This window comes from Rhodococcus sp. YH3-3 (assembly GCF_001653035.1).
GTDB classification, from domain to species: Bacteria; Actinomycetota; Actinomycetes; order Mycobacteriales; family Mycobacteriaceae; genus Rhodococcus_F; species Rhodococcus_F qingshengii.
The window spans coordinates 1728701-1755127 of record NZ_BCWH01000002.1 but is presented as its reverse complement, the minus strand read 5'-3'; the positions used below and the strand labels follow the sequence as shown (position 1 = coordinate 1755127).

At 62.9% G+C, this 26427-nt stretch carries 28 protein-coding genes; 9 read left to right on the top strand and 19 right to left on the bottom strand.

Annotation, left to right across the window (positions count from 1 at the left end; genetic code table 11):
* Positions 1–21 precede the first annotated feature (21 nt).
* The 3 genes from YH3_RS21275 to YH3_RS21265 all read right to left on the bottom strand — a co-directional run bounded on the left by YH3_RS21275 (position 22) and on the right by YH3_RS21265 (position 3645).
* Complete coding sequence (locus YH3_RS21275) at positions 22–780, bottom strand: hypothetical protein (RefSeq protein ID WP_030536220.1); 759 nt, start codon at positions 778–780, stop codon at positions 22–24.
* Entirely contained in the window at positions 780–3338 is a 2559-nt protein-coding gene (locus tag YH3_RS21270) for a bifunctional FO biosynthesis protein CofGH (protein ID WP_030536221.1), read from the bottom strand. The genes YH3_RS21275 and YH3_RS21270 overlap by 1 nt, the downstream gene beginning before the upstream one ends.
* Positions 3339–3456: 118 nt before the next feature.
* Positions 3457–3645, bottom strand: coding sequence for a hypothetical protein (locus tag YH3_RS21265; protein WP_003945217.1), 189 nt, complete (start codon positions 3643–3645; stop codon positions 3457–3459).
* A gap of 82 nt (positions 3646–3727) precedes the next feature.
* Here YH3_RS21265 and YH3_RS21260 point away from each other — a divergent pair, with 82 nt between their 5' ends.
* Positions 3728–4231, top strand: a complete 504-nt coding sequence (locus YH3_RS21260; RefSeq protein WP_007726268.1) for a PH domain-containing protein — start codon at positions 3728–3730, stop codon at positions 4229–4231.
* Entirely contained in the window at positions 4228–5799 is a 1572-nt protein-coding gene (locus YH3_RS21255) for a PH domain-containing protein (RefSeq protein ID WP_082920626.1), read from the top strand. The genes YH3_RS21260 and YH3_RS21255 overlap by 4 nt, the downstream gene beginning before the upstream one ends.
* Here the strand turns inward: YH3_RS21255 and YH3_RS21250 are convergent.
* From YH3_RS21250 to typA, 6 genes are all read right to left on the bottom strand, one after another.
* A complete protein-coding gene (locus tag YH3_RS21250; protein ID WP_003945251.1) occupies positions 5759–6604 on the bottom strand; it encodes a uroporphyrinogen-III synthase in 846 nt (281 codons plus the stop codon). The genes YH3_RS21255 and YH3_RS21250 overlap by 41 nt on opposite strands.
* Before the next feature lie 51 nt (positions 6605–6655).
* Complete coding sequence (locus YH3_RS21245) at positions 6656–7072, bottom strand: hypothetical protein (protein ID WP_030536224.1); 417 nt, start codon at positions 7070–7072, stop codon at positions 6656–6658.
* A gap of 92 nt (positions 7073–7164) precedes the next feature.
* Positions 7165–7323 (bottom strand): hypothetical protein, encoded by a 159-nt coding sequence (locus YH3_RS36140; protein ID WP_003945210.1) that lies wholly within the window; start codon positions 7321–7323, stop codon positions 7165–7167.
* Between the two features lie 107 nt (positions 7324–7430).
* Positions 7431–8315: an N-acetyl-1-D-myo-inositol-2-amino-2-deoxy-alpha-D-glucopyranoside deacetylase gene (mshB, locus tag YH3_RS21240; RefSeq protein ID WP_064444025.1), complete on the bottom strand. Its 885-nt coding sequence runs from the start codon at positions 8313–8315 to the stop codon at positions 7431–7433.
* The gene (locus YH3_RS21235; protein ID WP_064444024.1) at positions 8312–10096 is read right to left on the bottom strand and encodes an ABC transporter family substrate-binding protein; all 1785 of its coding nucleotides are present in this window, start codon (positions 10094–10096) and stop codon (positions 8312–8314) included. The genes mshB and YH3_RS21235 overlap by 4 nt, the downstream gene beginning before the upstream one ends.
* 151 nt (positions 10097–10247) lie before the next feature.
* The gene (gene typA / locus YH3_RS21230; RefSeq protein WP_007726276.1) at positions 10248–12155 is read right to left on the bottom strand and encodes a translational GTPase TypA; all 1908 of its coding nucleotides are present in this window, start codon (positions 12153–12155) and stop codon (positions 10248–10250) included.
* A 324-nt stretch (positions 12156–12479) separates the two neighbouring features.
* Between typA and YH3_RS36135 the strand changes: the two genes are divergently transcribed.
* On the top strand, positions 12480–12656 hold the full coding sequence (locus tag YH3_RS36135) for a hypothetical protein (protein WP_003945207.1): 177 nt from the start codon (positions 12480–12482) through the stop codon (positions 12654–12656).
* Here YH3_RS36135 and YH3_RS21225 read toward each other — a convergent pair.
* On the bottom strand, positions 12634–13059 hold the full coding sequence (locus tag YH3_RS21225; protein WP_030536227.1) for a (deoxy)nucleoside triphosphate pyrophosphohydrolase: 426 nt from the start codon (positions 13057–13059) through the stop codon (positions 12634–12636). The two genes, YH3_RS36135 and YH3_RS21225, sit on opposite strands and share 23 nt — an antisense overlap.
* Before the next feature lie 16 nt (positions 13060–13075).
* Here YH3_RS21225 and YH3_RS21220 point away from each other — a divergent pair, with 16 nt between their 5' ends.
* The 3 genes from YH3_RS21220 to YH3_RS21210 all read left to right on the top strand — a co-directional run bounded on the left by YH3_RS21220 (position 13076) and on the right by YH3_RS21210 (position 14870).
* Positions 13076–13378 (top strand): 4a-hydroxytetrahydrobiopterin dehydratase, encoded by a 303-nt coding sequence (locus YH3_RS21220; protein ID WP_003945236.1) that lies wholly within the window; start codon positions 13076–13078, stop codon positions 13376–13378.
* Positions 13379–13649: 271 nt separating this feature from the next.
* Positions 13650–14393 carry a hypothetical protein gene (locus YH3_RS21215; RefSeq protein ID WP_003945233.1) on the top strand — a complete coding sequence of 248 codons (744 nt, stop codon included), beginning with the start codon at positions 13650–13652 and terminating at the stop codon, positions 14391–14393.
* 78 nt (positions 14394–14471) lie between these two features.
* On the top strand, positions 14472–14870 hold the full coding sequence (locus YH3_RS21210; RefSeq protein ID WP_042448789.1) for a hypothetical protein: 399 nt from the start codon (positions 14472–14474) through the stop codon (positions 14868–14870).
* On the opposite strand, the gene YH3_RS21205 is transcribed toward YH3_RS21210, so the two are convergent.
* Positions 14861–15319: a MarR family winged helix-turn-helix transcriptional regulator gene (locus YH3_RS21205; RefSeq protein WP_003945257.1), complete on the bottom strand. Its 459-nt coding sequence runs from the start codon at positions 15317–15319 to the stop codon at positions 14861–14863. The genes YH3_RS21210 and YH3_RS21205 overlap by 10 nt on opposite strands.
* An 85-nt stretch (positions 15320–15404) precedes the next feature.
* On the opposite strand from YH3_RS21205, the gene YH3_RS21200 reads away from it, so the two are divergent.
* On the top strand, positions 15405–16835 hold the full coding sequence (locus YH3_RS21200) for an MFS transporter (protein WP_047270338.1): 1431 nt from the start codon (positions 15405–15407) through the stop codon (positions 16833–16835).
* A gap of 235 nt (positions 16836–17070) precedes the next feature.
* Positions 17071–17571, top strand: a complete 501-nt coding sequence (locus YH3_RS21195; protein WP_007726289.1) for a nuclear transport factor 2 family protein — start codon at positions 17071–17073, stop codon at positions 17569–17571.
* Here YH3_RS21195 and YH3_RS21190 read toward each other — a convergent pair.
* Entirely contained in the window at positions 17558–18340 is a 783-nt protein-coding gene (locus YH3_RS21190; RefSeq protein WP_030536231.1) for a DUF1906 domain-containing protein, read from the bottom strand. The genes YH3_RS21195 and YH3_RS21190 overlap by 14 nt on opposite strands.
* Before the next feature lie 876 nt (positions 18341–19216).
* On the opposite strand from YH3_RS21190, the gene YH3_RS21185 reads away from it, so the two are divergent.
* Positions 19217–19447: a PLD nuclease N-terminal domain-containing protein gene (locus YH3_RS21185; RefSeq protein ID WP_031331074.1), complete on the top strand. Its 231-nt coding sequence runs from the start codon at positions 19217–19219 to the stop codon at positions 19445–19447.
* Here YH3_RS21185 and YH3_RS21180 read toward each other — a convergent pair.
* The 7 genes from YH3_RS21180 to YH3_RS21150 all read right to left on the bottom strand — a co-directional run bounded on the left by YH3_RS21180 (position 19435) and on the right by YH3_RS21150 (position 26325).
* On the bottom strand, positions 19435–20376 hold the full coding sequence (locus tag YH3_RS21180) for an antibiotic biosynthesis monooxygenase (protein ID WP_050656023.1): 942 nt from the start codon (positions 20374–20376) through the stop codon (positions 19435–19437). The two genes, YH3_RS21185 and YH3_RS21180, sit on opposite strands and share 13 nt — an antisense overlap.
* Position 20377: 1 nt before the next feature.
* Entirely contained in the window at positions 20378–21778 is a 1401-nt protein-coding gene (locus tag YH3_RS21175) for an amidohydrolase family protein (protein WP_003945240.1), read from the bottom strand.
* Between the two features lie 69 nt (positions 21779–21847).
* Positions 21848–22546 carry a CPBP family intramembrane glutamic endopeptidase gene (locus YH3_RS21170; RefSeq protein ID WP_051720844.1) on the bottom strand — a complete coding sequence of 233 codons (699 nt, stop codon included), beginning with the start codon at positions 22544–22546 and terminating at the stop codon, positions 21848–21850.
* 153 nt (positions 22547–22699) lie between these two features.
* Positions 22700–23683 (bottom strand): iron-siderophore ABC transporter substrate-binding protein, encoded by a 984-nt coding sequence (locus YH3_RS21165; RefSeq protein WP_064444023.1) that lies wholly within the window; start codon positions 23681–23683, stop codon positions 22700–22702.
* Between the two features lie 89 nt (positions 23684–23772).
* Entirely contained in the window at positions 23773–24252 is a 480-nt protein-coding gene (locus tag YH3_RS21160) for a VOC family protein (protein ID WP_007726307.1), read from the bottom strand.
* A gap of 85 nt (positions 24253–24337) precedes the next feature.
* Positions 24338–25324: an alpha/beta hydrolase family protein gene (locus YH3_RS21155; RefSeq protein ID WP_238592671.1), complete on the bottom strand. Its 987-nt coding sequence runs from the start codon at positions 25322–25324 to the stop codon at positions 24338–24340.
* Complete coding sequence (locus tag YH3_RS21150) at positions 25321–26325, bottom strand: alpha/beta hydrolase family protein (RefSeq protein ID WP_064444021.1); 1005 nt, start codon at positions 26323–26325, stop codon at positions 25321–25323. The genes YH3_RS21155 and YH3_RS21150 overlap by 4 nt, the downstream gene beginning before the upstream one ends.
* Positions 26326–26427 lie beyond the last annotated feature (102 nt).

The following is a 26427-nucleotide window of genomic DNA, read 5'->3' as shown; positions in this document are numbered from 1 at the left end:
AGCAGGCGGGGGTAACACATTTCAGCCTACTGCGGTGAAGTTCCTCGACCGAATCGCGATCCACTTCTCCCCCAGAGCGGCCGCGCGTACCAGTGCGCCCCGCTCACCGAGGTAATCCGCCACGACGCCGACCACCGGAATCTTGCCGATGATCTCGTACGGTTTTGTCCGCGACGGCCGCTTGTGCAACTCGTCCGTGATGGCACGAAAAGTCTTGGACGTGCGCCACAACGTTCCGATGAGCGCGAACGGGCGCCAGGTCTCGTCGGCGCCGCCGGCTGATTTCTCGGCGAAGTCTTCTCCGGTGAGAAGCTCTCGAGACTTCGTCTCACGCCGGCACAGCACCGACGCCAGGAGGTCCACCTGCTGATCCCGTTCGGTCACTCCGTGTTCACGGGCAACCGCAACGAGCACAACGGCCTGATTCGCGAAGGCCAGCAGGTCCTGGATCGGCAACCGATTGAGGAGGACGCCGAAGATGCCGGGAAACGCGACGGCGACGGTGTTGAGTGCACCCAACCGGGTCGTCCACCACTTCGAGCGCTGCTCGTCGGTCATCACCGACCACGCCGCCGTCCCGGGGAACTTGACGACGTCGAGGACCCAAGCGGCCGCGTCCAACACCATCGCAGCAGCGTTTCGCTCGGGATCGGTCGGCTCGAACGTCCGACGTTTGATACCGAGCGGATCGCTGTAGGCGAGGTCGAGAACCGGGTTGATCCCCCACACCGCTCGATCGAGAACCTCGACGACCTTGCGGTCCCCCAGTACGTCAGCCATCAGGCAATCGCTCCTTCGCGTCGTGCATGTGTGGTGGTTCGTTCGCGTGCCGGGCGTCCGATTCCCTCGGCGATGGCGCGCAGCTCTGCGACGGTCTTCTCGGAACCGTGTTCCGAGCCGGCCATCCGCGAGATCGTCTCTTCCATCAGCGTTCCGCCGAGGTCGTTGGCGCCGCCGTTGAGCATCATCTGCGTTCCGGTGATGCCAAGTTTGACCCAGCTGGTCTGGATATTGGGTATGCGGCCGTGCAGCATGATGCGTGCCAACGCGTGCGCAGCGCGGTTGTCCCGATTGGTCGGCCCTGGCCGGGAAGCGCCCGCCAGGTACAGGGGCGCGCTCTGGTGAACGAACGGCAGCAGCACGAACTCCGTGAATCCGCCTGTACGGTCCTGGATTCCGCGAAGAACGTTCAGGTGCCCGACCCAATGGTGCGGCTGATCGACATGCCCGTACATCATCGTCGAACTCGACCGCAGCCCCACCTCGTGCGCCGTGGTGACCACTTCGATCCATTCCGCCGTCGGCAGTTTGCCCTTGGTGAGGATCCAGCGCACCTCGTCGTCGAGGATCTCCGCTGCCGTACCGGGAATGGTGTCCAGGCCCGCCTCACGAAGGGCCGTCAGCCAATCCCTGATGCTCTCACCACTGCGCGATGCACCGTTCACGATCTCCATCGGAGAGAACGCGTGGACGTGCATCGACGGCACGCGCTTCTTGACGGCCCGGACCAGGTCGGCGTAACCGGTGACGGGAAGTTCCGGATCGATACCGCCCTGCATGCACACCTCGGTTGCGCCGGCGACGTGCGCTTCCCACGCACGGTCGGCGACCTGCTCTGCCGACAGCGTGAACGCGTCGGCGTCACCCTTGCGCTGCGCGAACGCACAGAATCGGCAGCCCGTGTAGCAGATGTTGGTGAAGTTGATGTTCCGGTTCACCACGTAGGTGACGTCCTCGCCGACGGCATCCTTGCGCAGCGCATCCGCCAGTGCCACAACGGCTTCCAGGCCCGGGCCCTCCGCCGTGGCAAGGGCCAGGTACTCGTCGTCGGAACATCCGGCCGGGTCGCGTTCGGCACTGCGGAGCGCAGCCAGCAGATCGGTGTCGACGCGAATCGGAGCACTGAGTTCGAGGACCTGTTCGCGCACGGTCTCCCAGTCGCCGAACGCACTGCCCAGGTCACTGCGGGTCTCGGTGTTGCGCCCGTCCGTGTCGATCTCGGTATTGAGATCGACGCGTCCGCTCGATTCCCACGACTCGTCCGGTTCCTGCCACGGTCGACCCACCGGTTTGGTGTCGGGCAGGGCGAGGCCGGTCTTGGGGTCCGCCAGTGCCTGCACGTGACCCGCAATGCGCGGATCGATCCACGGAGCCCCGGCGAGGACATATGCCGGTTGGGCCGCAGTGCGTTCGGTCAGCGTGAAGCCGCCCTCGGCGCTGATCTCGGCCAAGGTCTCGAGATTCGGCCAGGGACGCTCGGGGTTGACGTGATCGGGGGTCAACGGTGATACCCCGCCCCAGTCGTCCACGCCTGCGCCGAGCAGCGCGAGGCACTCGCTGTTCGAGACGAGATTCGGCGGACTCTGAATCCGCATCGTCGGCCCGAGCAACAGGCGTGCGACCGCGATGGCCGCGAGAAACTCGGCGAGTCCCGCATCAGGGGTATTGCGCATCGCGGTATCAGGCTTGGCCAGGAAGTTCTGAATGATCACTTCCTGGATGTGGCCGAACGCCTTCTGCGACTTGCGTATCGCCATGATCGACTCGGCACGCTCGAGGAAGTTCTCCCCGATGCCCACAAGAATTCCGGTGGTGAAGGGGATGTTCAGTCGGCCTGCGTCGGTCAGGGTGCGTAGCCGAACCGCCGGGTCCTTGTCCGGGCTGCCGTAGTGGCATTCGCCCTTGTCGGTGAACAGGCGGGTTGCGGTCGTCTCGAGCATCATGCCCATCGACGGCGCAACGGGCTTGAGCCGCGAGAGTTCCTGCCAGCTCATCACACCGGGATTGAGGTGCGGGAGCAGTCCGGTCTCCTCGAGTACCCGGATCGACATCGCACGCACATAGTCGAGGGTGGAGTCGTAGCCGCGTTCGTCCAGCCATTGCTTGGCTTCCGGCCAGCGAGCCTCGGGGCGATCCCCCAGCGTGAACAACGCTTCCTTGCAGCCCAATTCGGCGCCTGCCCGGGCAATGTCCAAAACCTCGTCCGGTTCCAGGAACATGCCGTGCCCAGCGGCACGCAGCTTCCCCGGCACCGTGACGAATGTGCAGTAGTGGCACTTGTCCTGGCACAGACGGGTCAGCGGAATGAAAACTTTCCGCGAATACGTCACGGTGTTCGGCCGACCCGCTGCCAGCAGACCGGCATCGCGAACCTTGGCCGCCGAAGAACACAGATCGGTCAGATCGGTTCCCCGTGCCTGCAGCAGCGTTGCCGCCTCGTCGACGTTCAGGGTCGCTCCGTCGCGTGCACGACGGAGAACTCGCCGCATCGCCGACGCTGACGGGCCGGGCGACGGACTGGACGAGGCGGACGCGGAAATACCTGGCATCGGAAGCATGGTGGGTTTGCCGGAGTCATCACCAGTTCGGTTCACCTAGCGATCATGCGCCATGTGGGACGACTAGTGCCACCCGGTGCCAGAAGTAGGAGGCCTCACCGCCCCGACACCGCCTCGATCACGACGGCCGGTAGTCGTCGTCGACCGCAACCTCGACTCGTTGATCCACCACGTCAGCCACTGGCGCGTCGAGCGGAATGTCGGTCAGATCGGGTTCTTCAGGGGCGTTCGGATCTACGGGTGTCGATTGTTCGAGCGCATCTGATTCCGGAGCCTCCGGGTCGAATGTCGCATCTTGTTCGGTCATCACGTGCTCCCTTCGCGGTCGCCACACTCCACGATAGGGCCGATGTCGACAGATCGCCCCTCACTCGACCAAAGTAGTGCCCATGACTGCGCCGCAACCGCTGACCATGGCCGACCCCTTATGGCGACCCAGCACCAAAGCCCCGAGGCTGTGGGCAATCACTGCCTCACTGTTCTGGGTACCCGTCATCGTCGCCGAAATCGTCTGTGCCGTCTTGATACCCGGAATCCCGTCCTGGGTGGTCGGCACCGTATTCGCAGTCACCGTGCTCTTCGCTGCCACCTACATTCTGATGGTCCCGGCGTGGCGGTATCGCGTCCACCGATGGGAGATCAGTGACACCGCGGTATACACCCGCACCGGCTGGTTCACCCAGGAGCGACGCATCGCACCGATCTCGCGCGTGCAGACCGTGGACACCGAGCGCGGACCGATCGACCGCATGTTGGGTCTGGCAACCGTCACGGTCACGACAGCGTCGTCGGCCGGGGCCGTGAAGATCTCCGCACTCGACCAGGAAGTCGCCGACCGCACGGTGGCTCAACTGACGGAGATCGCGGGTACCAACGTGGGAGACGCGACGTGAACGAGAAACAGTTGGGCGACCCGACCGCGATCGAGATCCCGGCAGAGGCGGAAACGGCAGCTGCCGAGGCCGCGGAAGAGGAACAGCCCTGGCTCCGCCTCGACCGACGCATGCTTCTGGTCCACCCCGTCAACGAAGTCGTCAAACTGCTCCCGGTCCTACTCGTCTCCGTAGTTCTCGGCAGCCAATCCGGAAACCACTGGTGGGGACTCGGCGTCGTCACTCTGCTCGTCATCTTCGGTCTGTTGCGGTATTTCACCACCACGTACCGAATCGGACCCGTCCACGTTCAACTGCGCACCGGGGTCTTCCAGAAAAAGCTGCTCTCCGTCCCGCGTAGCCGCATCCGATCCGTCGACGTCGAGGCCGGGGTCATGCACCGGTTGCTCGGACTGTCGATCGTGCGCATCGGTACCGGCCAACGCGCCGGGAGCGGCCACGATTCGAACAAGTTCGAGCTCAACGCCCTGTCGACCGCCCTGGTTCCGGACCTACGCGCCGCACTGTTGGCCGGCGCCCAGCAAGCACGGCGACTGGAAACCCCGGGCACGCCGGTCGAAAGCATCACCGAACCGGTCGACACCGAAATCGGTCACTGGGAACCGAGTTGGGTTCGCTACGCCCCCTTTTCGTTCACCGGAATCGCCATCATCGCAGCCATCATCGGCATCTCGTTCCAATACGGCATCGGCACTGCCGTCGCGAAATCCTCGGCAGTAAGCGACAGCTTCGACTCACTCGAGAGCCTCGGCATCGCACTGATGGTCGTCATCGCACTCGTCGTGCTGCTGGTGCTGTCGAGTGCACTCGCCTGCGTCCAGTACCTGATCGCGTTCGGCAACATGAAACTCACCGACAACGGCCGCATCCTGCATGTCAGTCACGGCCTGTTGAAGACTCGGCAAACCACACTCGACCGCGCCCGCCTCCGCGGCACGACGCTCAAGGAACCGCTCCTGCTGCGATTGGCCCGCGGCGCGCGGCTCGACGCCATCATGACCGGGGTCAGCGCCGAGAAGAAGGAATCTTCGCTACTGCTCCCGCAGGGACCGCGCAGGGAAGCCGAGCGAGTGATGGCCACCGTGATCGGTGACTCACGCCAGGCGTCCGCCCCGCTGATCCCGCACGGCCCGGCCGCGCGGCGTCGCCGGTACACCCGAGCACTGTTCCTCGCCGCGGTGGCGTTCCTGGTCTGTGTGGCGTGCACGGCTTCTGGACTCGATGTACCGATCTACGCGTGGTTCGGGGTCGCCGTACTCGCCATCGGTGGCACCGCCCTCGCCTACGACCGATACAAGGGCCTCGGCCACGCAGTACTACCCGGATGGTTGATCACCCGAAACGGCTCGCTCGATCGCCAGCGTCACAGTCTCGAATCCGAAGGTGTCATCGGATGGACGGTGCGCGAGACGTTCTTCCAGAGGCGCGCGGGAGTGGCAACCGTCGTCGCCGCGACGCCCGCCGGCACCGGAAGCTACGAGGTGATCGATCTCCCCGCCGAGAACGCGTGGGAATTGATCGAAGCCGTCACTCCGGGCGGTGGCGACGTGTGGGCAGGTCGTCGATGATGAGCCTCGCCAGCGAACCGAGACGCGATCGCTCGGGCTGGATGGTCGGAACACCGAGGAGTTCCAGCGGAGCGGCCGTGACCGGTCCGACGCAGTAGGTCGGTACCGGTCCGCGCATCGCTGCGACGAACCGCTCCAGCTCGCCCATTTCTTTTGCCGTGCTGAGCATCGAGGAGACCGCGGGGGCACTGGTGAAGGTCAGCGCGTCGATCGCACCGGAACGAACTGCAGCGACCAATGCGCGGACCGGCGACTGATCCGGCGGCCGGATCCACCGATAGACCGATACCGGAGTGACAACCGCGCCGATGTCGGCGAGGGAGGCGCTCAGGTCCGTCAACGGCTCCCATTCGGTGATGGTGCCGTGCAACTGGACTGCGATGCGCAAGCCTGCCACTCCCTCGCTTCCGAGATGTGCCAGAACTTCCTCGGACGACTCACCCGAAGGCGACCATTCCTCGCGCAGTCCGGCGCCTCGGATGGCGCCCGTCGCCTTGGGGCCGCGGGCGATGATGCGCGTGTGGGCGAGAGCCCCGAGGAACTCCTCGGTCAAACCCCACGAGGCGACGGCGTCGAGCCAACCCCTGAAGCCGATCCCGGTACTGATCACGACCAATTCCGGAGGATCGGCAATCAAAGCGGACGTCTGAGTCCTCAGGTCTCGATCGTCCACCAACGGCAGCACATGGATCACCGGTGTCCGCACGATCTCCGCGCCTCGACGTTCGAGGAGCGTCGCAAATTCTTCGACACGCCGTTCTGCGGTCAAGGCGATAGTCGCACCCGCCAAATCATGTTCAGCCACAGGCTGAGTGTCCCTTATGCACGGGTCAGTTTCCTACGCGCGCGCCGAGAACTATTGCGAGCTGAGGGTGGCGAGTCTGTTGATCGCCACTTTGAAGAGGAAAACGGCGGCCGGAGCGATCGCACCGACCAGCAGCAGGAAGGTCAGAGGGGACGAAAGCACGAGTACGTCGCCGCCGGGGCCGCCCACCATGCACACCAAGAACCCGACGATCCAACCGGCGAGCGGCAATGCGGCCCTACCCGGCGTCGTAACCGTGCGGGCGGCGATCACCAATACGAGGTTCGCGGTCGCGGCTACGAGAATGCTGATGGGAAATGCCGTCGTACCGAGATGAGTCGGCAAGAACAGGACGGACAACACCGCGCACAAGAACCCGTCGAAAATCAGGACGCCGAGGATGACAGGGTCGAGCCACGACAGCGACGTTCCTGTCGAGGCGTCCGTGTTGTTCTCGACCGTCGTCATGGTTTTGATAGTGGTCTATCGGTCGTCATCGCGCGAGCGCGGGGTCCCTCCCGACAAGCACCCCGGCTCGCGCCCGCAAAGCACGAAGCTGATCAGGGAACCGGCGGGAACCCGAGCAGAGTCAGCAAATGACTCTGCTGATCTGCGAATGCGTAGAGCGACCCGTAATACAAGTCGTGGTAATAACCAGCCATCGGACGCAACGAATCGACGAAGGCGACGATCTGGTTCTGCAGGTCCCAGTTGTACATTTCTTCAGCCCCCAGGCTTTGCTGTTACCGAAAGGACCACCCATCCGGTGACACGCATCACACACCACTACGGCGTCGATCGCAATGCCTGAGAGCCGACGCCCAGGTCAGCTGTGCAGCCCGCCGAACAGATCGCGCTCGCGGCCGTCCTCACCCACCGGACCGAGCGCGCCGGCGGCCAATACGAAATGCTCGACCGTCAGGATCGGTTGGACCACGTTGTTCGACAATGCGAACTCGGCTCGGCTCGGGGCTACCGTCACCTGAGTGGCGTGGGCGCTGAATGCCCTCGCCTTCGCATCGATGACGCCTCGAACGTCGATTGCCGTCGTCACGTCTGCGTCCTCGACACTCGGCAATTCCCCGGGCTCGGGCAGACGCCAGTTCTCCGGGAACTCGGAAATCGCCGCGATGCCGCGTTCGAGTCCGCTGCGCTCGGTCACGGTCCAGTAGAACTTCGGAGTCGACCACGGCTCGCCGGTCTCGGGATACGCGGTCGTTCCTGCAGCTTCGACCGCCGCTGTCGTGATCGCGTGCGCCTGGATGTGATCCGGGTGCCCGTAGCCGCCGTTGGGGTCGTACGTGATCACGACGTGCGGCCGAATCTCACGAATGACGGCGACCACCGCGCCAACTGCTTCGTCGAGTCGAGCATTGACAAAAGCACGGGGATTGGCGGCCGAAGGTGTGCCGATCATTCCGGAGTCGCGATACCGACCGGCATCGGCGAGGAAGCGAGGAGCGGCACTGCCCAAAGCCGACAAAGCAGCGCTCAGTTCCGCGATCCGGTAGCCACCGAGTTGATCGGCCTCGGAAGCCACGAGCCCGGCCCACGCATCACCGATCACTTCGCCTTCCTCCCCCAACGTGCAGGTGAGGACTGTGACCTCGACGCCTTCGGACGCGTATCGCGCGATGGTGCCACCGGTGGTGATCGTTTCGTCGTCCGGATGTGCGTGCACCAACAGAAGTCGCTTCGCCGACGCGGTCACTTTTCCACCCTCACCCAGTCCGTAGCGTTTCCGAATATCCCCACCTGCACCGGCCCGTCGAGGACCACGCCCTCGACTCCGGTCCCGACCGCGACCAGCGCTCGGCTCTGCACGATCGGCAAAACCGCCGCAAGATCCCACAGCTTGGGTTCCGCATCGGCGATCAACGACCCCAGATCCCCGATGCCACTGAGCGCTTCGTCGATCCGACCTTGCAACGCCGGATCACACAGCCCGGACAGGTTGCTCGGAGCCTCGACGCTTGTCGTTCGGATGGGCTCCGGTGTCTGCGACGGCGTCGGTGCGGGCACTGCCGAACTTGTTGCCGGAGTGGAAGGTGCGCTCGGGCAACTGAACCGCGAGGCCAGCGAAGTGGCCGTGTCGGCGCCTGCCCGGCTCCAACCGACGATCATGTCGACGCGTCCTGTCGTCAGGTCCTCGCCGTAGAGTTCCTCCGGCGCCACCGATTCGACGGTCGCCAGGATTCCCACGTCACGCAATTCGTCGGCAGCGGTGTTTGCCACGGCGATCGCGATGTCGTCGTTTTCGGGAGCGCCGATCAGCAGTGTCAACTGGGCGCCGTCACGGACGATCGATCCGACCGTTCCAGTGCCCGTGACGATTCCGGTGGGCGGTGCCGTCAGGTAGCCGGCTGCAGTCAGCTCGCCCAGTGCTTGCTCCCTGGTCGGTTTCGGCGGCGCGGTGGGCGCATATCCCGGATCCGACGGAGCGAGGATCTGAGCTTTCACCGGGGCCGACGCCGATTCACTCCCTGCCGCCACCACGGCGAGCAGGTCCGGATCGAGCAGTCCCAGAACACCTTTACGCACCCGAACATCCGCGAAGTTCTTGCTTCGCCCGTTCACGTTGATGTCGAGAGTGCGCGGAACGTAGGAGAATGCCGTCCTGACACCCGGGATTGCAGACAGCTGAATATCCGTGGCACTACCCGAATGAACCTGCGCCACTTGGGCATCGTCGGTACGCAGCGCATCCGCCAACTGCGCAGCCGTTCCTCCGCGTCGCAGAACTATCTGATCCGGGTCTGAAGGCTTGCCCCAGAATCGGTCGTTGCGTTCGAGCACGATTTCGTCCCGGCCGCGGTCGACCGAGCGCACGTGAAAGTGGGCTCCCGACACCGGAATCCCCTCACTCAGGCCGGTGCTGAAACCGCCGGGAGTGTCCTTGATCAGGTGGGACGGAAGAATATCGGTGAACAACTCTCGCCATGCCGGATACGGCGCACGCATCACGACGTTGACCGTTTTGCCGCCGCCGGACGAGTTCACGTCGTCGATCATCTGATAGCCCGCGGGATTGACCACACCGGGAACCGAGATCATCTGCTGCCACAGGTAGCGAAAGTCTTCTGCCGCAATGGGAGCGCCGTCCGACCATTGGGCTTCGTTGCGCAGTTGGTAGCGAATCGTGAACGGGGCCTCCGACGTCACATCAGCGGAAACGAGGAAAGAATCGTCGATCGCCCACTCCGTCGCGCCAGGTTGTGTGGGCGAATTGATCGGGCGAAACGCACTGGGCAGTACGAGGTTGCCGACTGCGGAGTTGACCGGCGACTGATCCGCGAGCAGGTGCGGGTTGAATCCGCCTCCCACCTCGTCGATTGCCACAGTGACCTGCTTCATCGCCGGAACGACCGGAGTCGGTGTGGGCTTGACGGTTTCGGTGCTCTCGACCGGAGGCGGCGGATCGGCTGTACATGCAGTCAGTGACAACGCCGTCACTGCCACTGCCAACGCCAGGTAGCGACGTCCTGAGGCCACAGACAATTCCTTCCGTACGGGGCCGCGTCGCCCCTTTGCACTCGATTCCCTGGCAGATCTTTCGCCTGGAAACCATGAAGGCGAATGTACCTTTCCGCCGAAAACTCGGCTGAAAGGCACATCCGCCTGTCAGGTTGTAACCGACGAAAGACTACAGAGCAGCCTTGTCGCGTGCCTTGCTACGTGAACGCTCGCGAGCGCGCTCGGTTGCGTTGAGGTGCACCTTGCGGACGCGGACGTCCTCCGGGGTGACCTCGACGCACTCGTCGCTGGAGCAGAACTCCATCGCTGCTTCGAGTTCGAGCTTGATCGGCTTTGCGAGGGTCTCCATCACGTCTGCGGACGACTGACGCATGTTGGTCAGCTTCTTCTCGCGGGTGACGTTGATGTCGAGGTCTTCCTGACGCGGGTTGATACCGACGACGTGTCCCTCGTAGGTGTCTGCGCCGGGCTCGACGAAGAAGGTTCCACGGTCGGCCAACTGGATCATGGCGAACGGCGTCACCGTGCCGGAGCGGTCCGAGACGAGCGAGCCGGTGTGGCGCGCACGGATCTCGCCGGCCCACGGACCGTATCCGTCGAACACGGCGTTGGCGATACCGGTTCCGCGGGTTTCCGTGAGGAAGTCCGTGCGGAAGCCGATGAGGCCACGCGAAGGAACGATGAACTCCATGCGAACCCAGCCTGCGCCGTGGTTCGACATCTGGACCATCTTGCCCTTGCGGTTGGCCAGGAGCTGCGTGATGGCGCCGAGGTACTCCTCGGGGCTGTCGATGGTCAGCTCTTCGAAAGGCTCGTGAACCTTGCCGTCGACGAGCTGCGTGACAACCTGCGGCTTACCGACGGTGAGTTCGAAGCCCTCACGACGCATCTGCTCGACGAGGATGGCGAGCGCGAGCTCTCCACGACCCTGGACCTCCCACGCATCGGGGCGACCGATGTCGAGGACCTTGAGCGAGACGTTACCGACGAGCTCCTGGTCCAGGCGGGACTTGACCATGCGTGCAGTCAGCTTGTGACCCTTGACGCGACCAACGAGCGGTGACGTGTTGGTGCCGATAGTGACCGAGATTGCCGGCTGGTCGACGGTGATGCGGGGCAGTGCGACCGGGTTCTCCAGATCGGCGAGGGTGTCGCCGATCATGATGTCCGGGAATCCTGCGACGGCGCAGATGTCACCGGCGACGGCGACCTCACCGGGAACGCGCTCGACACCGATGGTCGTGAGGAGTTCGGTGATCTTGGTCTTCGTGACGACGGGCTCGCCGTCGACCTCGCGGCACCAGGACACGGTCTGGCCCTTGCGCAGCTCGCCGTTGTGGATGCGAACGAGTGCGAGGCGACCGAGGAATGCGGATGCGTCGAGGTTGGTGACGTGAGCCTGCAGCGGTGCGTCGACCGAGCCCTTCGGCGCGGGGACGTACTCCATCAGCACCTGGAAGAGTGCGGTGAGGTCCTCGGCGTCGGGAGCCTTGCCGTTCTCGGGCTGCACGGTCGATGCCTTGCCTTCGCGACCGGACGCGTAGAGGACGGGAAGTTCGAGTGCGAGCTCAGCGGCTTCGGCGGCCTCGTCGGACAGGTCCGATGCGAGGTCGAGGAGCAGGTCCTGAGCCTCGGTGACAACCTCTTCGATGCGGGCGTCGGGGCGGTCCGTCTTGTTGACGACCAGGATGACGGGCAGCGAAGCGGCGAGTGCCTTGCGCAGCACGAAACGCGTCTGCGGCAGGGGTCCCTCGGAAGCATCGACGAGCAGGACGACGCCGTCGACCATGGACAGGCCGCGCTCGACCTCGCCACCGAAGTCGGCGTGGCCGGGGGTGTCGATGACGTTGATGACGGTGATGGAACCGTCTTCGTTGACCTTATGTACTGCGGTGTTCTTCGCGAGAATGGTGATGCCCTTCTCGCGTTCGAGGTCGCCGGAGTCCATAACGCGATCGACCAGCTCGGCGCGCTCCTCGAACGCGCCGGACTGACGAAGCATGGCGTCGACGAGGGTGGTCTTGCCGTGGTCGACGTGTGCGACGATGGCAACGTTACGGAAGCTGGTGATGGTCACGCGATGGCTCTCCTGGCTGAGTTGATTCGGCCACGCGAAAGTCAAGTCGCACGGCTCTTCTGGTGGCCGCTGCACGAGTGTGTGATCCGAATCAGGGCACGAATCGCCTGAGAAGGCACCGCGGCCTAGTAAATACTACTCGCTCCGGGCTGATACTCCTGCATTGTGCGGCCTCTATCACCGCCCCCACCAGCGAATAGTGATCTGCACCACGCCGATGCGCGTAGGATTACGACCTGGAGAAACAGGTCATTTAAGGGTACGCTAACCTCGTTCCAAGAGCGGGCTCTCCGCCGTAGTGAAACAGGAAAGCCGCAGCGTCACATGGGAAAAGTCAAGGCAAGCAAGGTCTCGCAGCTCAAGCCGAAGAAGAAGTGCTGCCGCAAGAAGACGCGGTGCATCAAGTGTCCCGTCGTCATCATGCGGATGAAGAAGCTCGAGAACGAGGGCGCATCCAAGAAGGAACTGAAAGCGGGTCTCAAGAAGGCTCGTGCGGCGTAAGCGCGCTCAATTCCGCGAGTAACTCGGGGATCCAGGCTCGATCGTTGTCCACCAGATCCATCGACAACAGTTCTTCGGCGTCGACCCATGTCAATTGAGCATGGTCGAGCGCGACCGGTTCTCCCGACACCAACTCCGCCCGGTAGGCCCGCAGGACCAACCCAGGCGACAGTGGCACGTCGACACCGATTCTGGCGCCGCATCTCACCTCGACCGCCAGTTCCTCGAGCAGCTCCCGCACCAACGCGTTCTGTGGCGATTCGAATTCTTCGACCTTCCCGCCCGGCAGCTCCCAACGACCGGCCAAAGCCGGCGGACTCGTCCGCTGCGCGAGGAGCAGCCTTCCCTCACGGAAGATCGCACCGGCGACAACTTCCCGATCCCTTGCAGGTGCATCACTCATCGCACCATGATGGAGTATGGCCACTTTGTTGTCCGACTCCGCGATCCAAAACGCTCTCGACGAACTGCCCGCCTGGCAACTGTCGCCAGGGTCGATCACTCGCACGGTCGACTCCGCGACATTCCCGGACGCCATCGCGCTTCTTCAACGCATCGCGGCAGTCGCCGAGGCCGCGGATCATCATCCCGACATCGACGTTCGCTGGCGAAAGGTCACGTACACGCTTTCGACACACTCGGCGGGCGGTCTCACGGAACTGGACTTCGACCTTGCCCGTCGAATTGACGTACTCGTCGACGATTCGGTCCGTTTCGACTGATCTTCGAGTGAACAAACCTCGCAATCTGACGTAACAGTTGCATCAACTTTCACATAGATCACTTCAGTCACAGGTATGGTCGCCGTAAATCACGATCGAGGCCGGTCATGCCATAGACTCCCCCCGGTGCGTAGCTGCTCAGCAACTGAACAGCTGTACAACCCGGGGGCTCTGTACATAGAGTGACCCCTCGAGCCGTCAAACGCGGAGCTCGCCTAGGCGCCCGCGCGGTATGACTAAGGATGGGGAAACAGTGCTTCGAACCCGAGGTATGCGAAAGGCGTTCACCGCCGTCGCTATTGCCGCAGTAGCAGGACTGGCATTGCCGGCACAGGCAATGGCCGATCCGGCAGCACCGCCCGCACCCGAAAGTGTGCCGATCGAGTTCCTCGCATCGTTTGCGCCCGCCATCATCGGCGCCGCCGCAGGTCCGGCCGATGTTGCAGGCGGACCGCAGCAAGCGTTGCTCGACCAGGCTCGCGCGATCCTGAACTCCCCCGGCATTCCGCCCGAGATCAAGGCCACCCTCGAGAAGGTCATCACCTTCCTCGACGGCAGCGGCGGCGGCGGACCGGCGATCCCGGACGAGAACGCCCCCGTCATCGCGCAGTTCCTCTACCCGACGCTTGGCAAGGGCTGCATCTCGGCCACCGCCGATTCGGTCGGAACCGCACTTGCCGTTCCCGGCCCGGCTCACCTGCCTCCTCCCGGCCCCGCTGCCGGTCAGGCCGGATTCGTCTTCACCGCTCTCGGTACGGCTCCCGCCGTCGACGACCAGCCGGTGCCGATGACCGTCACCTGGGTCAACATCGACAACCAGCGCAGCGCCACCCAGAACTTGACCAACGCCGCACGCATCAACCCGGACGGCCCAGCCACTCTGTCGGCTATCGCCGATACCGGCCCCGGACGCGTTCTCTCGGTAATCAGCGGTTCGCTGACCACCCAGCCGGAAGGCGCAGATCGCATCACCTGCAGCTTCCTTCCGACTGTGGGCATGTTCGCGGTAGCTTGATCGAAGTCTTGTGAAAGGGACCCACCGAATTTCGGTGGGTCCCTTTTGCATCTCCGATCACCGTGATAGACCCGATAGATGGGACATCTACGAGTGGACATCACGCACGGTCGTCCAGAGAAGAAATCCGGCCCAGACCAGTCGATACGGTCACACAAGTCGACGCGATCGATACTGTCCATCCGATCCGAGGGGTCCATTCTCTCGATCGGATCGGCGTACTCGATCCTGTCGATCGGTAGCGTCGGCTCTTTTCTTTCGATCGGAAGCATCGGGTCTACGGCGTCGGTCCTGAGTTCGGGCTCGTTCGCCAGTCTCGGGTCCGCGCTGTCCGGTCTCTCACGTTGGTCACTGCTCTCCTGGCGTGGAAATCATGCAGCCCCCGAAGAACACCCGAAACTTGTTGTCATTGCGCCGGAATCGGATTCGAGCGATCCGGACCGCTCACTACGATCCGTCTCGCACTCTCAGACCTGATTCGGTCGCGGCCATTCGCGGCCTTCCAGCGCTTCGACCGAGGTATTGAATTGCCGCAGTAGGTCACCGAGCGCGAGACGCTGCTCCGGCGTCCACTCGCGGAGGACCTTTTCGACACCGGCTGTCGAATGTTCGCGATCAGCACGAAGTTTCGACAGCCCCTGCGCCGTCGGCCGGACCTTTCGCGCGAGCCCTCCGTCCGGATCCTCCACTCGCTCCACCAAGCCCTGACGCCTCAGCGCGCCGATCTGCCGGTTGATGGTGGAGATGTCGAGCGAGAAAGCGCAGGAGAGCTCCTTGAGGCTCATGGGATGTTGCAATTCCAGTCGACCGAGCAGTAGATACGCCGACCGGTCCAGATGAAGTTCGGCCCGTTGTGCGAGCGCGTGGTAACGCGAGAGCAGAGTCAACTCGTACTCGATATTCACCAGATCAGGGTCCCGGTCCATCCTCATATTGTGCAGACTACACACGATGTGTAGCGTGCACACTGGGGCGAACGCACCAATCAGAACACGCCATGGCGGGAGCCGCATGTCCGTTCACGCAGGGTCGTCCAATGTCGACGAGAAAATCCCCGACACGAACTACGCATCCTCGGGTCCAGTGCTCACCGTTCTAGGACTGTGCGGAATCGTCGTCGCCTTGATGCAGACGCTGGTAGTCCCCATCATTCCGCAATTGCCGCACCTGTTGAACTCCACTCCCGCCGACACCTCGTGGGCGGTCACCGCAACACTCCTCGCCGCCGCGGTGATCACGCCGATCAGCGGGCGCCTCGGCGACATGTTCGGCAAGAAACGAATGCTGCTGGTCAGTCTCGCGATGGTCGTTCTGGGCTCGGCCATCTGCGCGATCGCACCATCACTGATCGTGCTCGTTGTCGGCCGTGCACTTCAAGGAGCATCGGTCGGGGCAATTCCATTGGGCATAGCCATCATTCGTGACGTTCTTCCACCGAAGAAAGTGGCCGGCGCGATGGCGGTCATGAGCGCCACCCTCGGCGTCGGCGGTGCGATCGGACTGCCGATCGCCGCGGTGATCGCCCAGAATGCCAACTGGCACTTCCTCTTCGTCACATCGGCAGTGTTCGGGCTGATCTGCATCGCACTGGTTGCGTTCGTCATTCCCGAATCGACCGTACGACGCCCGGGACGTTTCGACTTCGTCGGTGCGCTCGGCCTCACCGTTGGTCTGATCACCCTGTTACTCCCCATCACCAAGGGCGGAACCTGGGGATGGAGCGACGCGAAAACCCTGGGGCTCCTTGCGGTTTCCGCGCTCAGCTTCCTGATGTGGGGATGGTGGGAACTTCGACGCAACGCACCGCTGGTGGACCTCCGCGTATCGGCCCGGCCGCAAGTTCTCTTCACCAACTTCGCGTCGATCGCCGTCGGTTTTGCCATGTACGGCAATTCTCTGACGCTCCCCCAACTGCTCATGGCACCGACGTCCACCGGTTACGGACTCGGACTGTCCATGGTTGCAGCGGGACTCGCACTGGCCCCCGGCGGACTCGTCATGATGGCGCTCTCGCCCGTCTCCGCTCGAATTTCGGCGTGGCGTGGCCCACGAATCACGCTGATGCTCGGCGCCCTCGTCATCGGATTGGGTTACGCCTTCGCATATTTCACGGTGTCGAGCGTCTGGCAGGTCGCGGTGGCCGGAATGTTCATCGGAGCGGGCGTCGGGCTCTCGTACTCGGCCATGCCGGCCTTGATCATGGGCGCAGTCCCCATCACGGAATCTGCAGCCGCGAACGGACTGAACTCACTGATGCGATCGATCGGCACGTCGACGTCTGCCGCGATCGTGAGCGTCGTCCTGGCCGGAATGACCATTACCGTCGGCACCGCAGTGATCCCCTCGTTCGAGGCGTTTCGTGCCACGTTCCTGATCTCCATCGCCGCCGCCGTCGTGACGATGGTGTTCGCCGGGTTGATTCCCAAACAGAAAGTCTCGTAAGGGAATCAACCCGGCGGAGGACTCACTTCTCCGAAGAGCCTTCGATGCTGCCCGTCTGCAACTTCGACAGAAGTGTGTAGATGAAATTGATGATGATATCCACGTGGTGCCCTCTCACATAACGGGTCCCCGACCCGACAACGACGGTACCGCAGAACTCTTCTCCATCGAATCGCCGACAATCAATTCTGCAACGTGTTCTAATTTGAGGCGACGACTACCCGAGGAGCCTTTCATGACCTGGACACGCACCGAACTCGAAGACGCCTTCGCGGGTTACCAGAACACCGTTGTCGAGTGCACTCGTTCCGGCGATTGGAACGCCTTCGCGGACATGTTCACCGAGGACGTCGTCTACGTGGAACACGCTTTCGGCACCCTCAATGGCCGAGAGGCCGTACGCAAGTGGGTCACTCGCACGATGACGGAGTTCCCGGGGCACCGCATGACCGAATTCCCGGCCAACTGGTTCGTGGTCGACGAGCAGCGCGGATGGATCGTGTGCGAGATCGACAACCCGATGGAGGATCCGGGTGACGGATCCAAGCACGGAGCCGCCAACATCACGATCCTGCATTACGCCGGCAACGGACTGTGGTCTCGCGAGGAAGACGCCTACAACCCGATGAACTTCCTGTCGATGGCAAAAGCATGGTGCCTCGCCGCGGAAGCGGCGGGCACCCTCCCCGACGACGCCAAGGCCTGGCTCGCCAAATTCGGCGCTATGGTGCGATAGATCCTGTCGGCAACGAGGATCCGACCGGCTGAGCCGGACCGACCGCACCGGCCAACGACCACTGCCCGTAGTCCCGAGTGAGGATCGAGTTCAGATCCACGCCGACGCCGTCGACCTTGCGCTTGTCGATCTCGAACTGATGCAGGTTTGCCCGCGGGTGCACATACCCTGCGGGCGAGCCCCAATTGTGCTGCCAGAACCAGGTTCCGACGCCGGCACTGATCATTGCGTCGATCACGCGAGTGTTTCCGTAGACGCCGAGCGCTCCGTTGCCGACAACCGAGGCCCACCCCTCGAGGTACGGCGTGATCAGCGTAGTGATTTCAGTAGTGGTCGGGTTGTCGTCGATCGACGCGTAGATCGGCCGACCGGACGGCCCACCAGCCGCCGCATGTAGTTCGAGGCCACGGGCAGCATGACGCTTGCCCGCTTCGCGGGCCCCGCGCCAGTCCGCCGTTCCGCCCTTGCCGAATTGATAGCAAGAAACGACTTGAAGTCCGGCCGCGGTCAACGCGTCGGTTTCCCGCGCCAGTACGGGCTTGCCGACCATCCAATCGGCGCCCGGGCGCCTGTCCGAGACGTATCGAATGGCGCCCGCATACCCGGCGGCCTTGATTGCCTGAGCGGACGGCACACCGGCGGCGTAATCGAGCAGGGTCCCGAGCGAACCGGCATTGGCCACCGACGTCGTACCGCTCAATGCAGCGAGTCCGGCAGCCGCCGATCCAGCCGCTGCGTACTTGAAGAGGTTTCTTCGCGAGACGTGCACAAAGCTCCGATCATCGGCGTGTCCCGCTCGAAGTGGCGGGCAGGCAAGCTATCTTCTTTCGCTCGCATTCCACCACAGTCACATCAACCCCGCCATGCACTTGGTCAACAATGCTCACATTGTCACCAAATTTGGACGCCTGACAGACAACAGTGGCCCCCGAAGGCATCGCCTTCGGGGGCCACTGAGTCGGCCTAGCGGCCGGAAGCTATCAGCTGAGCGAGGTGAAGAAGCTCAGAGCGCTGAAGAGATCAGACGCGTTGCTGAAGAAGTCGTTGAGGAAGGTGAAGGCATCCGAGAATTCTGCGCTGCTCATGCGATGTGCTCCTGTCGAAGATACGGTCCAGAGGATTGCCGCCACGTGAGTGGCTGCTGGCGATAAGAGTAGAGGCCTTCCGTTACTTCCGCGACACCAAATGTGTCCGGGACGTTACATTTCGACCCCTTCGGGGCGCGGACATACACACAGGTAACACCCACCGGCAGTGATCAAACTGTCACCTAAGGACGATTTATTGACGTATTCCGAACATCGTTCCCGATAGCAGCTACCGCACAGCATCAAACCTGTAGGGCGACCACAAGATTGGCAAGCCTTACTTAACAGGATGGGTGTTGCTCCCGATAGAGGGCGTACCAGCAGATTGGCCAAATCCCCCGCGGCAATGAGCCACGCGAGCTTAGTGCGGGCGCAAACATTCAGCCACAGTTCGAGTTAGCGAGATCTTTACGCCGAAAACGACCGTCCCGACGGCCCGCGAGACAGTACCTATCGGTCGTCATGGTGACGCTATTCACACTGATTTGAGGAACTCCCGGCACCGATAACAACCGGATCTCGACACCGATTGGACGTTCGAGGGCACAGTGGAGTTCATGAACCTCACAAAAAAGAAATCCTGGAGTGAGCTGTCACCCGCGCAGCGCCGCGTCGTCTCCCTGCTCGCAACGATTCAGTCCCTGTTGGCGATCGCAGCGTGGACCGACCTGGCGCGACGCCCTGCCGATACGGTCAACGGCAGCAAGAAGAAGTGGGCGGCGATCATCTTCGTCAACTTCTTCGGACCGCTCACCTACTTCCGCCGAGGCCGGATTCAGTCGAAGTAGTCCCAGAACTGCAGCCACTTCACGGAGGCGAAGAGCGTCAGAGTCACGACGTACACCGCAATTACCGCTGCGCCACCGCGCCAGTTGGTGCGGGGAACGGCGCCGTCGACCGGGTCCAGCCAATGACGGAACCATCTCGTGACCGTCGGCATCAGGAACCACGTCATGGCGCCGACGCTGACTATCTGGCTCAACCACATCGACAGCCACGGCGGCGCTCCGATCCCGTCGAGCAGCGGCCCGAGAAACCTCGACAGCGTCATCACCGTCGGATAGAGGACGAGCAGGATGATCATCGCCGTCTTCCAATTCGGCGTCGCGCGAGTCTGCCCGTTCTCCGTACGCAGAATGGTGCCGAACGGTGTCGACCGCGTGGTCTCGGTGAAGTCCTCGGCCAACTCGGCCCGCAGTTTCGGTAGTGCTGCGGCCCTCTCGGGCGACGCCATCCACACCGCCAACTGCTGCTCTGTCCGAAACCGAAGGACGGACTTCCACTGGGTGGAGTCGGTGACCGACCGCAACAACATCACCGACTCGTAGCCGGAGAATCGCGAACTGAGATCGATGAGGTGTCGTTGCGTTCGCAGAAACTCGTTCTCCTTACCCACGACGACGGCGTGGTCGTACACACCGATACCGGGCGGCGGCAGCACGCCGTCGATCAGAACGAGATCACTCGTCTGCGCCAGAATTCCCGTTGCAGCAGCTGATCTTTCGAGATCGCGGCGATCAGTCGACTCCAGCCAACGATGAAGATCGTCGGCACTGTCGAACGTGACGGACACGCCGTGCGACACCGGTTCCGGTTGATCACTGATGCCACAGCTCAGGTAGCCGTCGAATCGACCGGCGGTCTCGGCCGCACGCTCGACCCACGCCCGGAATCCCGAACTCGTTCGGTGGTACCCGGTGATGGCAGTTGCGGACACGTCAGCCCGATATCCGGCGCCCTTGCACGTACACGTGCGCAATCGCGGGCTCGCGCATCGCCATCAGGAGCCCGAAGAGCGTCTGGTCGCGGGCGAGTATCGGATCATCCGAACGCGTTCCGTAGTTGACGAGCCCGGCGAGCGGCGGCCACCCGGACGGATCGATCACCAGGAAGTCGGCCTCTTTGCCCTCGTCGAAGTTGCCGATCCGGTTCTCCATGTCCAGCGCGCGAGCACCGGCGAGTGTTCCGGTGAACAGCAGTTCGGCAGGGTGCATCGACACTCCGTCGTCGCCGGCTTCGGAGATGTGAACCTTGAAGGCGTCGCCGAGGACTCGGGTGAGCAGGCACTCGTCGCCGCCACCGAAGTCCGATCCGATCGCGATGTTGACCCCTGACGCAACGGTTCGTTTCCACGGCATGGTGCCGGAGCCGAGAAACTGCTGGGAAGTAGGGCAATGTGCGATCGAGGTTCCGGTCTCGGCCATTCGTGCGAGTTCGGAGTCCTGGCAGTGCACCGAGTGCGCGAGTATCGCGCGTGGACCCAGGAAGCTCTTTCCGCCGACCTGTGAGCCGGGGAGGAACTTGCCGTCGTACGTGTCGAGATAGGTCTCGACCTCGTACTCGGCGAGTGTGGTCGCCACCTCGCCGGTTCCGGGCCGATTGTTCTCGTTGAGATGACTGTGGAAGTAGACGCCCCGGTCACGGACGGAGTCGTACAACTCCCCCAAGTCCTTCAGCGTCCGTGTTGTCACCGCGAGAGAGAAGCGGGGAACCACTGCGACGTGAATGAGCGCAGTGTTCACGTCGCCGGTGTCGGCCGCGTGCCACTTGTCGATCTCCTCGCGGGTGAGTCTGATCGCGTCCTCTTCCGAGGTGATCAGTGCAGCGGCGGAGGCCGGGCCGGTGGTCTGAATCCCGCGTCCGCTGACCACTCGAAGGCCGCGTTCCAGAGTTTCCGAGAACAGGGCGTCCTGCGCGTGCGGGAAGGCCGATCCGAACACCATCGCGGCCGTGGTTCCCGTGGCGATTCGGCGAGCGCAGAAGGCCTCGGCAGCGTGCTGGGCGAATTCCGGATCAGCGAATCTCGATTCGGAGGGAAAGACGCACAGGTCGAGCCACTCGAGGAGTTGGCCGCCACCGTAGGCGTCGCCGGCGTAGGTCTGCGGGAAATGAATGTGTGCATCGACGAATCCGGGCAGCAGGAAACCCGGTCGGTGGTCGTGAATTTCGCCGCCCGCGAGGTCTCCGGGGAGCGATTCGAATTCTCCGCAGTAGACGATCGTTCCGGCATCGTCGATCGCCAAGACGCCGTCGGGGATCGAGACGAGCGACTGCGCCGCATCCTCTACCGTCGGACGACCGGAGATGTGGAAGACATGGCCTCGATGAAGGTGCGTCACTTACTGAGCAAAGCACAAAACTACCCGGCGCCGCGCGGCGAATGCTGTCCTTTTTGTCAGATATTGGGATCAAGCAAGAGTTGCATGCCAAACAAGAGCCGCAGCCAGCGCACCTGCACCGTTCAACGACCAATGCAGAGCAATCGGCGCAATGAGGCTGCCGCTGCGATGACGAAGCCAGGTGAATACGAGACCGGCCGCAGCGGTGGCGAGAACAGCTCCGAGGATGCCGGCGACCTGGCCGACGACTCCGGTACCGAGAAAGCCGGACAGCCCTTCGTTACCACTGGTCAAACCCATCGACGACGCGATGTGCCACAGTCCGAACATCAGAGAACCGGCAGCGGCGACGCCGCGGAATCCACTGACCCGGTTCAACGTGCCGTGCAGGACGCCACGGAAAGCCAACTCTTCGGGAATGACGGTCTGCAGCGGGATCACGATCATCGACGCGACGATCGCGCCGGAAATTGTGGCGTAGCGATCCGCCATGAAGAAGGGGCGTGTGAGCGGAAGCAACGCGCCGACGGCGACAACGGTCAGGACCAGGCCGACGGCGGCAAGGGCGTACTTCGAACCCCGTCGGAGATCGCGAGGGGACAGCCCCAATTCCGCCCAACCCATTCCCCGGCGCTTGGTGAGCGCCAACAGGACGAGAGCAGAGATGGGTACCGTCGCGATGCTTGCCCAGGCGGTGGTGAAATGCGCGATCAGATTGGTTCCCACCAGCACCACGATCACAACAGCGATATCCACGTATGCATGCATCCGCGGAAAACGAGGAGCGGTCGCTTCGATCTCCACTGGGCCGCCGCTCGTTAGCTGAAAGTTCACTTTGTCCAGTGTACCGGCGCACGAGAACTGCCCGCCACTGTTTGCGAACACGCTCACAGTGACGGGCAGGTCCCGAAACAGCTCTGATCAGGCGCCGAGCGTGCTCGCAAACTTCGGAACGGCGTTGTCGATTGCGTAGGTCAACCCCGGTACCGAGCCACTCGAGAACGCATTGACGAGTGCCGGGTCATCGAGGATCAACAGATGTCCCTCCTGAGCCGACGGGATTGCGCGCAGTAGCGGATCGTTCGCAAACGCACTGCTGTCGAGGAAGATCGGAAACAGCACCGTGAGATCCGCGTCGAACAGGTTCAGGTTCTCGTTGGCGACCGGGATGTAGAAGTTTCCGGTGGCTTTTTCGGTGATCGCCGTCGGGATCGTGAAGCCGAGGCGGGTCATGAAGTCTGCGCGTGCGTCGCCGGGTACGTACGCGCCGTAACCATCGGAACTGTAGGCGCCGACGGCCGTTGTCTTACCCGCAAAGCTCGGATTGGCGGCAATTGCAGCGTCGAACTTGGCGTTGAGGCCGGACAGTAGCGCCTTTCCTTCTGCTTCCTTGCCGAGAGCCTTCGCGACGAGTTCGGTCTGCTGCTCGACCGTCGTCCCGTAGGCCGTGGCGAGACCTGGAGGCGGCCCGACCGTCGGCGCGATGGCACTGAGCTTGTCGTAGGTGGCCTGCGTGTTGTCGCTTCGCGTCCACAGAATGAGGTCCGGTTCGAGCGCGATGACGTCTTCGACGCTCAAGTCCATCGTTCCGAGGATCTTCGGGTCCGTGGTGAACTCGTCCGCAATCCAGGGTCCGACGCCCTTGCCACCGAACGCCATCCAGTCCGCGACACCGACCGGCTGTGTTCCGAGGGCAAGTGCCGTCTCGGCGTCCGACCAACCGAGCGCGACGACGCGCTGCGGGTTGGCCGGGACCTCGACGTCGCCGAACATGGTCGAGACGGTTGCTCCCGCCTCCGCGGGTGCGTCAGCGCTGTCGCTGCTGCAGCCGGCAAGTCCGGCGACGGCGAGCGAGGCGGCCAAGGCGGTGACTGCAATCTTCATTCGAGAGACTTTGATTCGCATGGTTACCAGCACTCCTCCAACGCTCCAGCGAGAATTAGGGAAGGCTAGCGTCAGCTAACGAAGGCTGTCGCCCATCGGCCAGATCGTGTTCAGGACGCGTCTGCGGCCCGTTCGAGCTCCGCGATGTCGATCTTCTTCATCTTCATCATCGCGTCCGTGGCGCGTTGCGCCTTGGCCCGATCCGGATCCTTCATCAGTTCGAGAAGGCGATTCGGGACTACCTGCCAGGACAATCCGAACTTGTCCTTGGCCCATCCGCACGGGCCCTCTTCCCCACCCTCGGTCAGCCTGGACCAGTAGTGATCGACCTCAGCCTGATCGACGCACGGAATCTCGAAAGACACTGCTTCCGAGAACGTGAACATCGGCCCGCCGTTCAATCCGGTGAATCGCTGACCGCCGAGTTCGAAGCTGACGGTCATCACCGAGCCTGCCGGCATTCCGGAGGGCGATCCCTCGACGTACCTTTCGATTCCGAGTATCTGCCCGGAACCGAACACCGAGATGTAGAAGTTGGCTGCTTCTTCTGCCTGGTTGTCGAACCACAAACAGGGAGTGATGGAAGGCATGTTCTGTCCTTGTCGGAGAGGTTACGAAACAGGTGTACAGGGTTATAGACCCGACCCGAAACGAAAACTCATCGCCAGGAACTGCTCAAGCGGACAACGCAGATTCGAGCATCGGCCAGGAACGAACGAGTTCGTCGCGCCAGTACGGCCAACCGTGCGTCCCCACCGGCTGAGCGCTGCGGGTGACATCGACTCCGCGATCACGCAACACCTGAGTGATCTGGTCGGTGCACAGGTTCGATCCCAGTTCCATGACCCCGCCGACGACCAGTACCCGGCCCAGGGCAGGAGTATCGAGAGTTTCGTGCGGACCTGGTAGTCCCGATCCCGAGGCGAGATACACCTTGGTGCCGCGCAGCTTGTCGGCATTGGCGAAAATGTCGTGCTCTTGCCAAGCCTCGCTGCCGGCCGGACCCCACATCTGCTCCGAACGGGCATTTCCGTTGATGACCACGAGATCGGTCAACGCCTTGCCGAATCCTCCGACGGTTGTGTAGCAGCCGCTGTAGCCCGCGACCGCGTCGTACAACCCGGCCGAGCGTTGGGCCAGGATCAGAGCGGCTTCTGCACCCATCGAGATCCCGCCGATTGCGTTGTGCCCGTTGGTGGCGAACCTCGTGTCGATCAGTGGGGGAAGCTCTTTCGTCAGGAACGTCTCCCACTTCAGACGACCGAATTTCGGGTGGTCTTCCTGCCAATCGGTGTACATGGTGCCGGTTCCACCGATGGGGAGTACGACGTTCACATTCTTGTCGGCAAAGAACGGGACGATATCGCCGTTAGCCGGGGCCAACCAGTTGTTCTCTTCGATCTGCCCGGAATTGCCGTCCAGGAGATACAGCGTCCCGCGCGGTTCCGAGCGGTCGGCAGGAAGCAGCACTTTCACCGCCATGGTGCGCCCCATGGCGGGACTCGCGACGTCGAGAAGCACCAAGCGCGAAGACAGTTCGGTGACACTCGTTATCTGCGGAGTCTCGTCGGCGAGTGCGGTCGACGGCAGCGCAAGAAGTGAAGTCAGGGCGAGCGCGCCGACGAGAACAACGCTTCGAAGGCTCGCTCGACGGGAACTCACAGGCCGAGCGACGCGGCGATCATCGGCCACGAGTCGTGTAAGTCGTCTTCCCAGTATCCCCATGAATGCGTTCCTGCCGGCTTGAAGTTGTAGCGAATGTTGTTCATACCCAATGCGTTCGTCTTGTCCGCAAGCTGGGTGGTGCAGTAGTGAGTTGCCGCCTCGATTCCGCCACCGAGAACAAGCTGCAACGCCAAATCTGTGACGTCGTTGCCGATCCGCGGATCGGCAAGTGTGTCGTACGGACCCGGAATTCCGGTTGCGGTTGTGATGTACATCGGGATTCGAGGTAGCTTGTCCGCGTTGACAACCGGATCGTGAGCCGGCCAACCCGGACCATCGTACGGACCCCACATGTTTTCCGCGTCACCCCCACCCACGGCGACCACGAGTTTCACGAAGTTCTGCCCGATGCCCGGACTCGTCATCGCGCACCCGCTGAAGGACCCGACACTGTTGTACAGCGCGGGCGCCGCCATAGCCAGATCCAGTACCGACGTGCCTGCCATCGACAGGCCTGCCAGTGCGTTCTCGCCGGTCGTCCCGAACGTCGAATCAATGACTGGCGGTAGTTCTTCCGTCAGGAACGTGGTCCACATGTTGACCCCGTTGTTGTTGCCGGATTTCGCGAGGCCGGGGTCCGGCCGCTCCCAATCGGTGTAATAGCTGAATGCTCCACTGAGAGGGGTGACCACGTTGACATGCTTGTCCGCGAAGAACTTCGGTGCGTCGGTCCGCACCGACCACGTCGCGTCGTCTTTTCCTCCGTCTACTCCGTTGAGTAGGTAGAGCGTCGGAGCAGGCGTCGAAGTATCAGCCGGCCGCAAGACCTGCAACGGAATGTCGCGCCCCATCGACGGTGAGTGCACCGAGATGTCGACCAGCCTGCTGTCCGCCGACTGAGCGTGACCTGGTGCGGCGAGGAGCTGGAACCCACACACTGCCGTGGCCAACGCCACGAAGACACGGAAAACCGTTCGTAACGCACGAGTCTCGATCATCCGGGTCACTCTCTTCCGCAGCGGAACCTTTCGAACGGTACCGCCTGAAACAGGCAAACCCGACGTGATCGGAAAAACTCGATCCGGTCGACACGGAAAGGC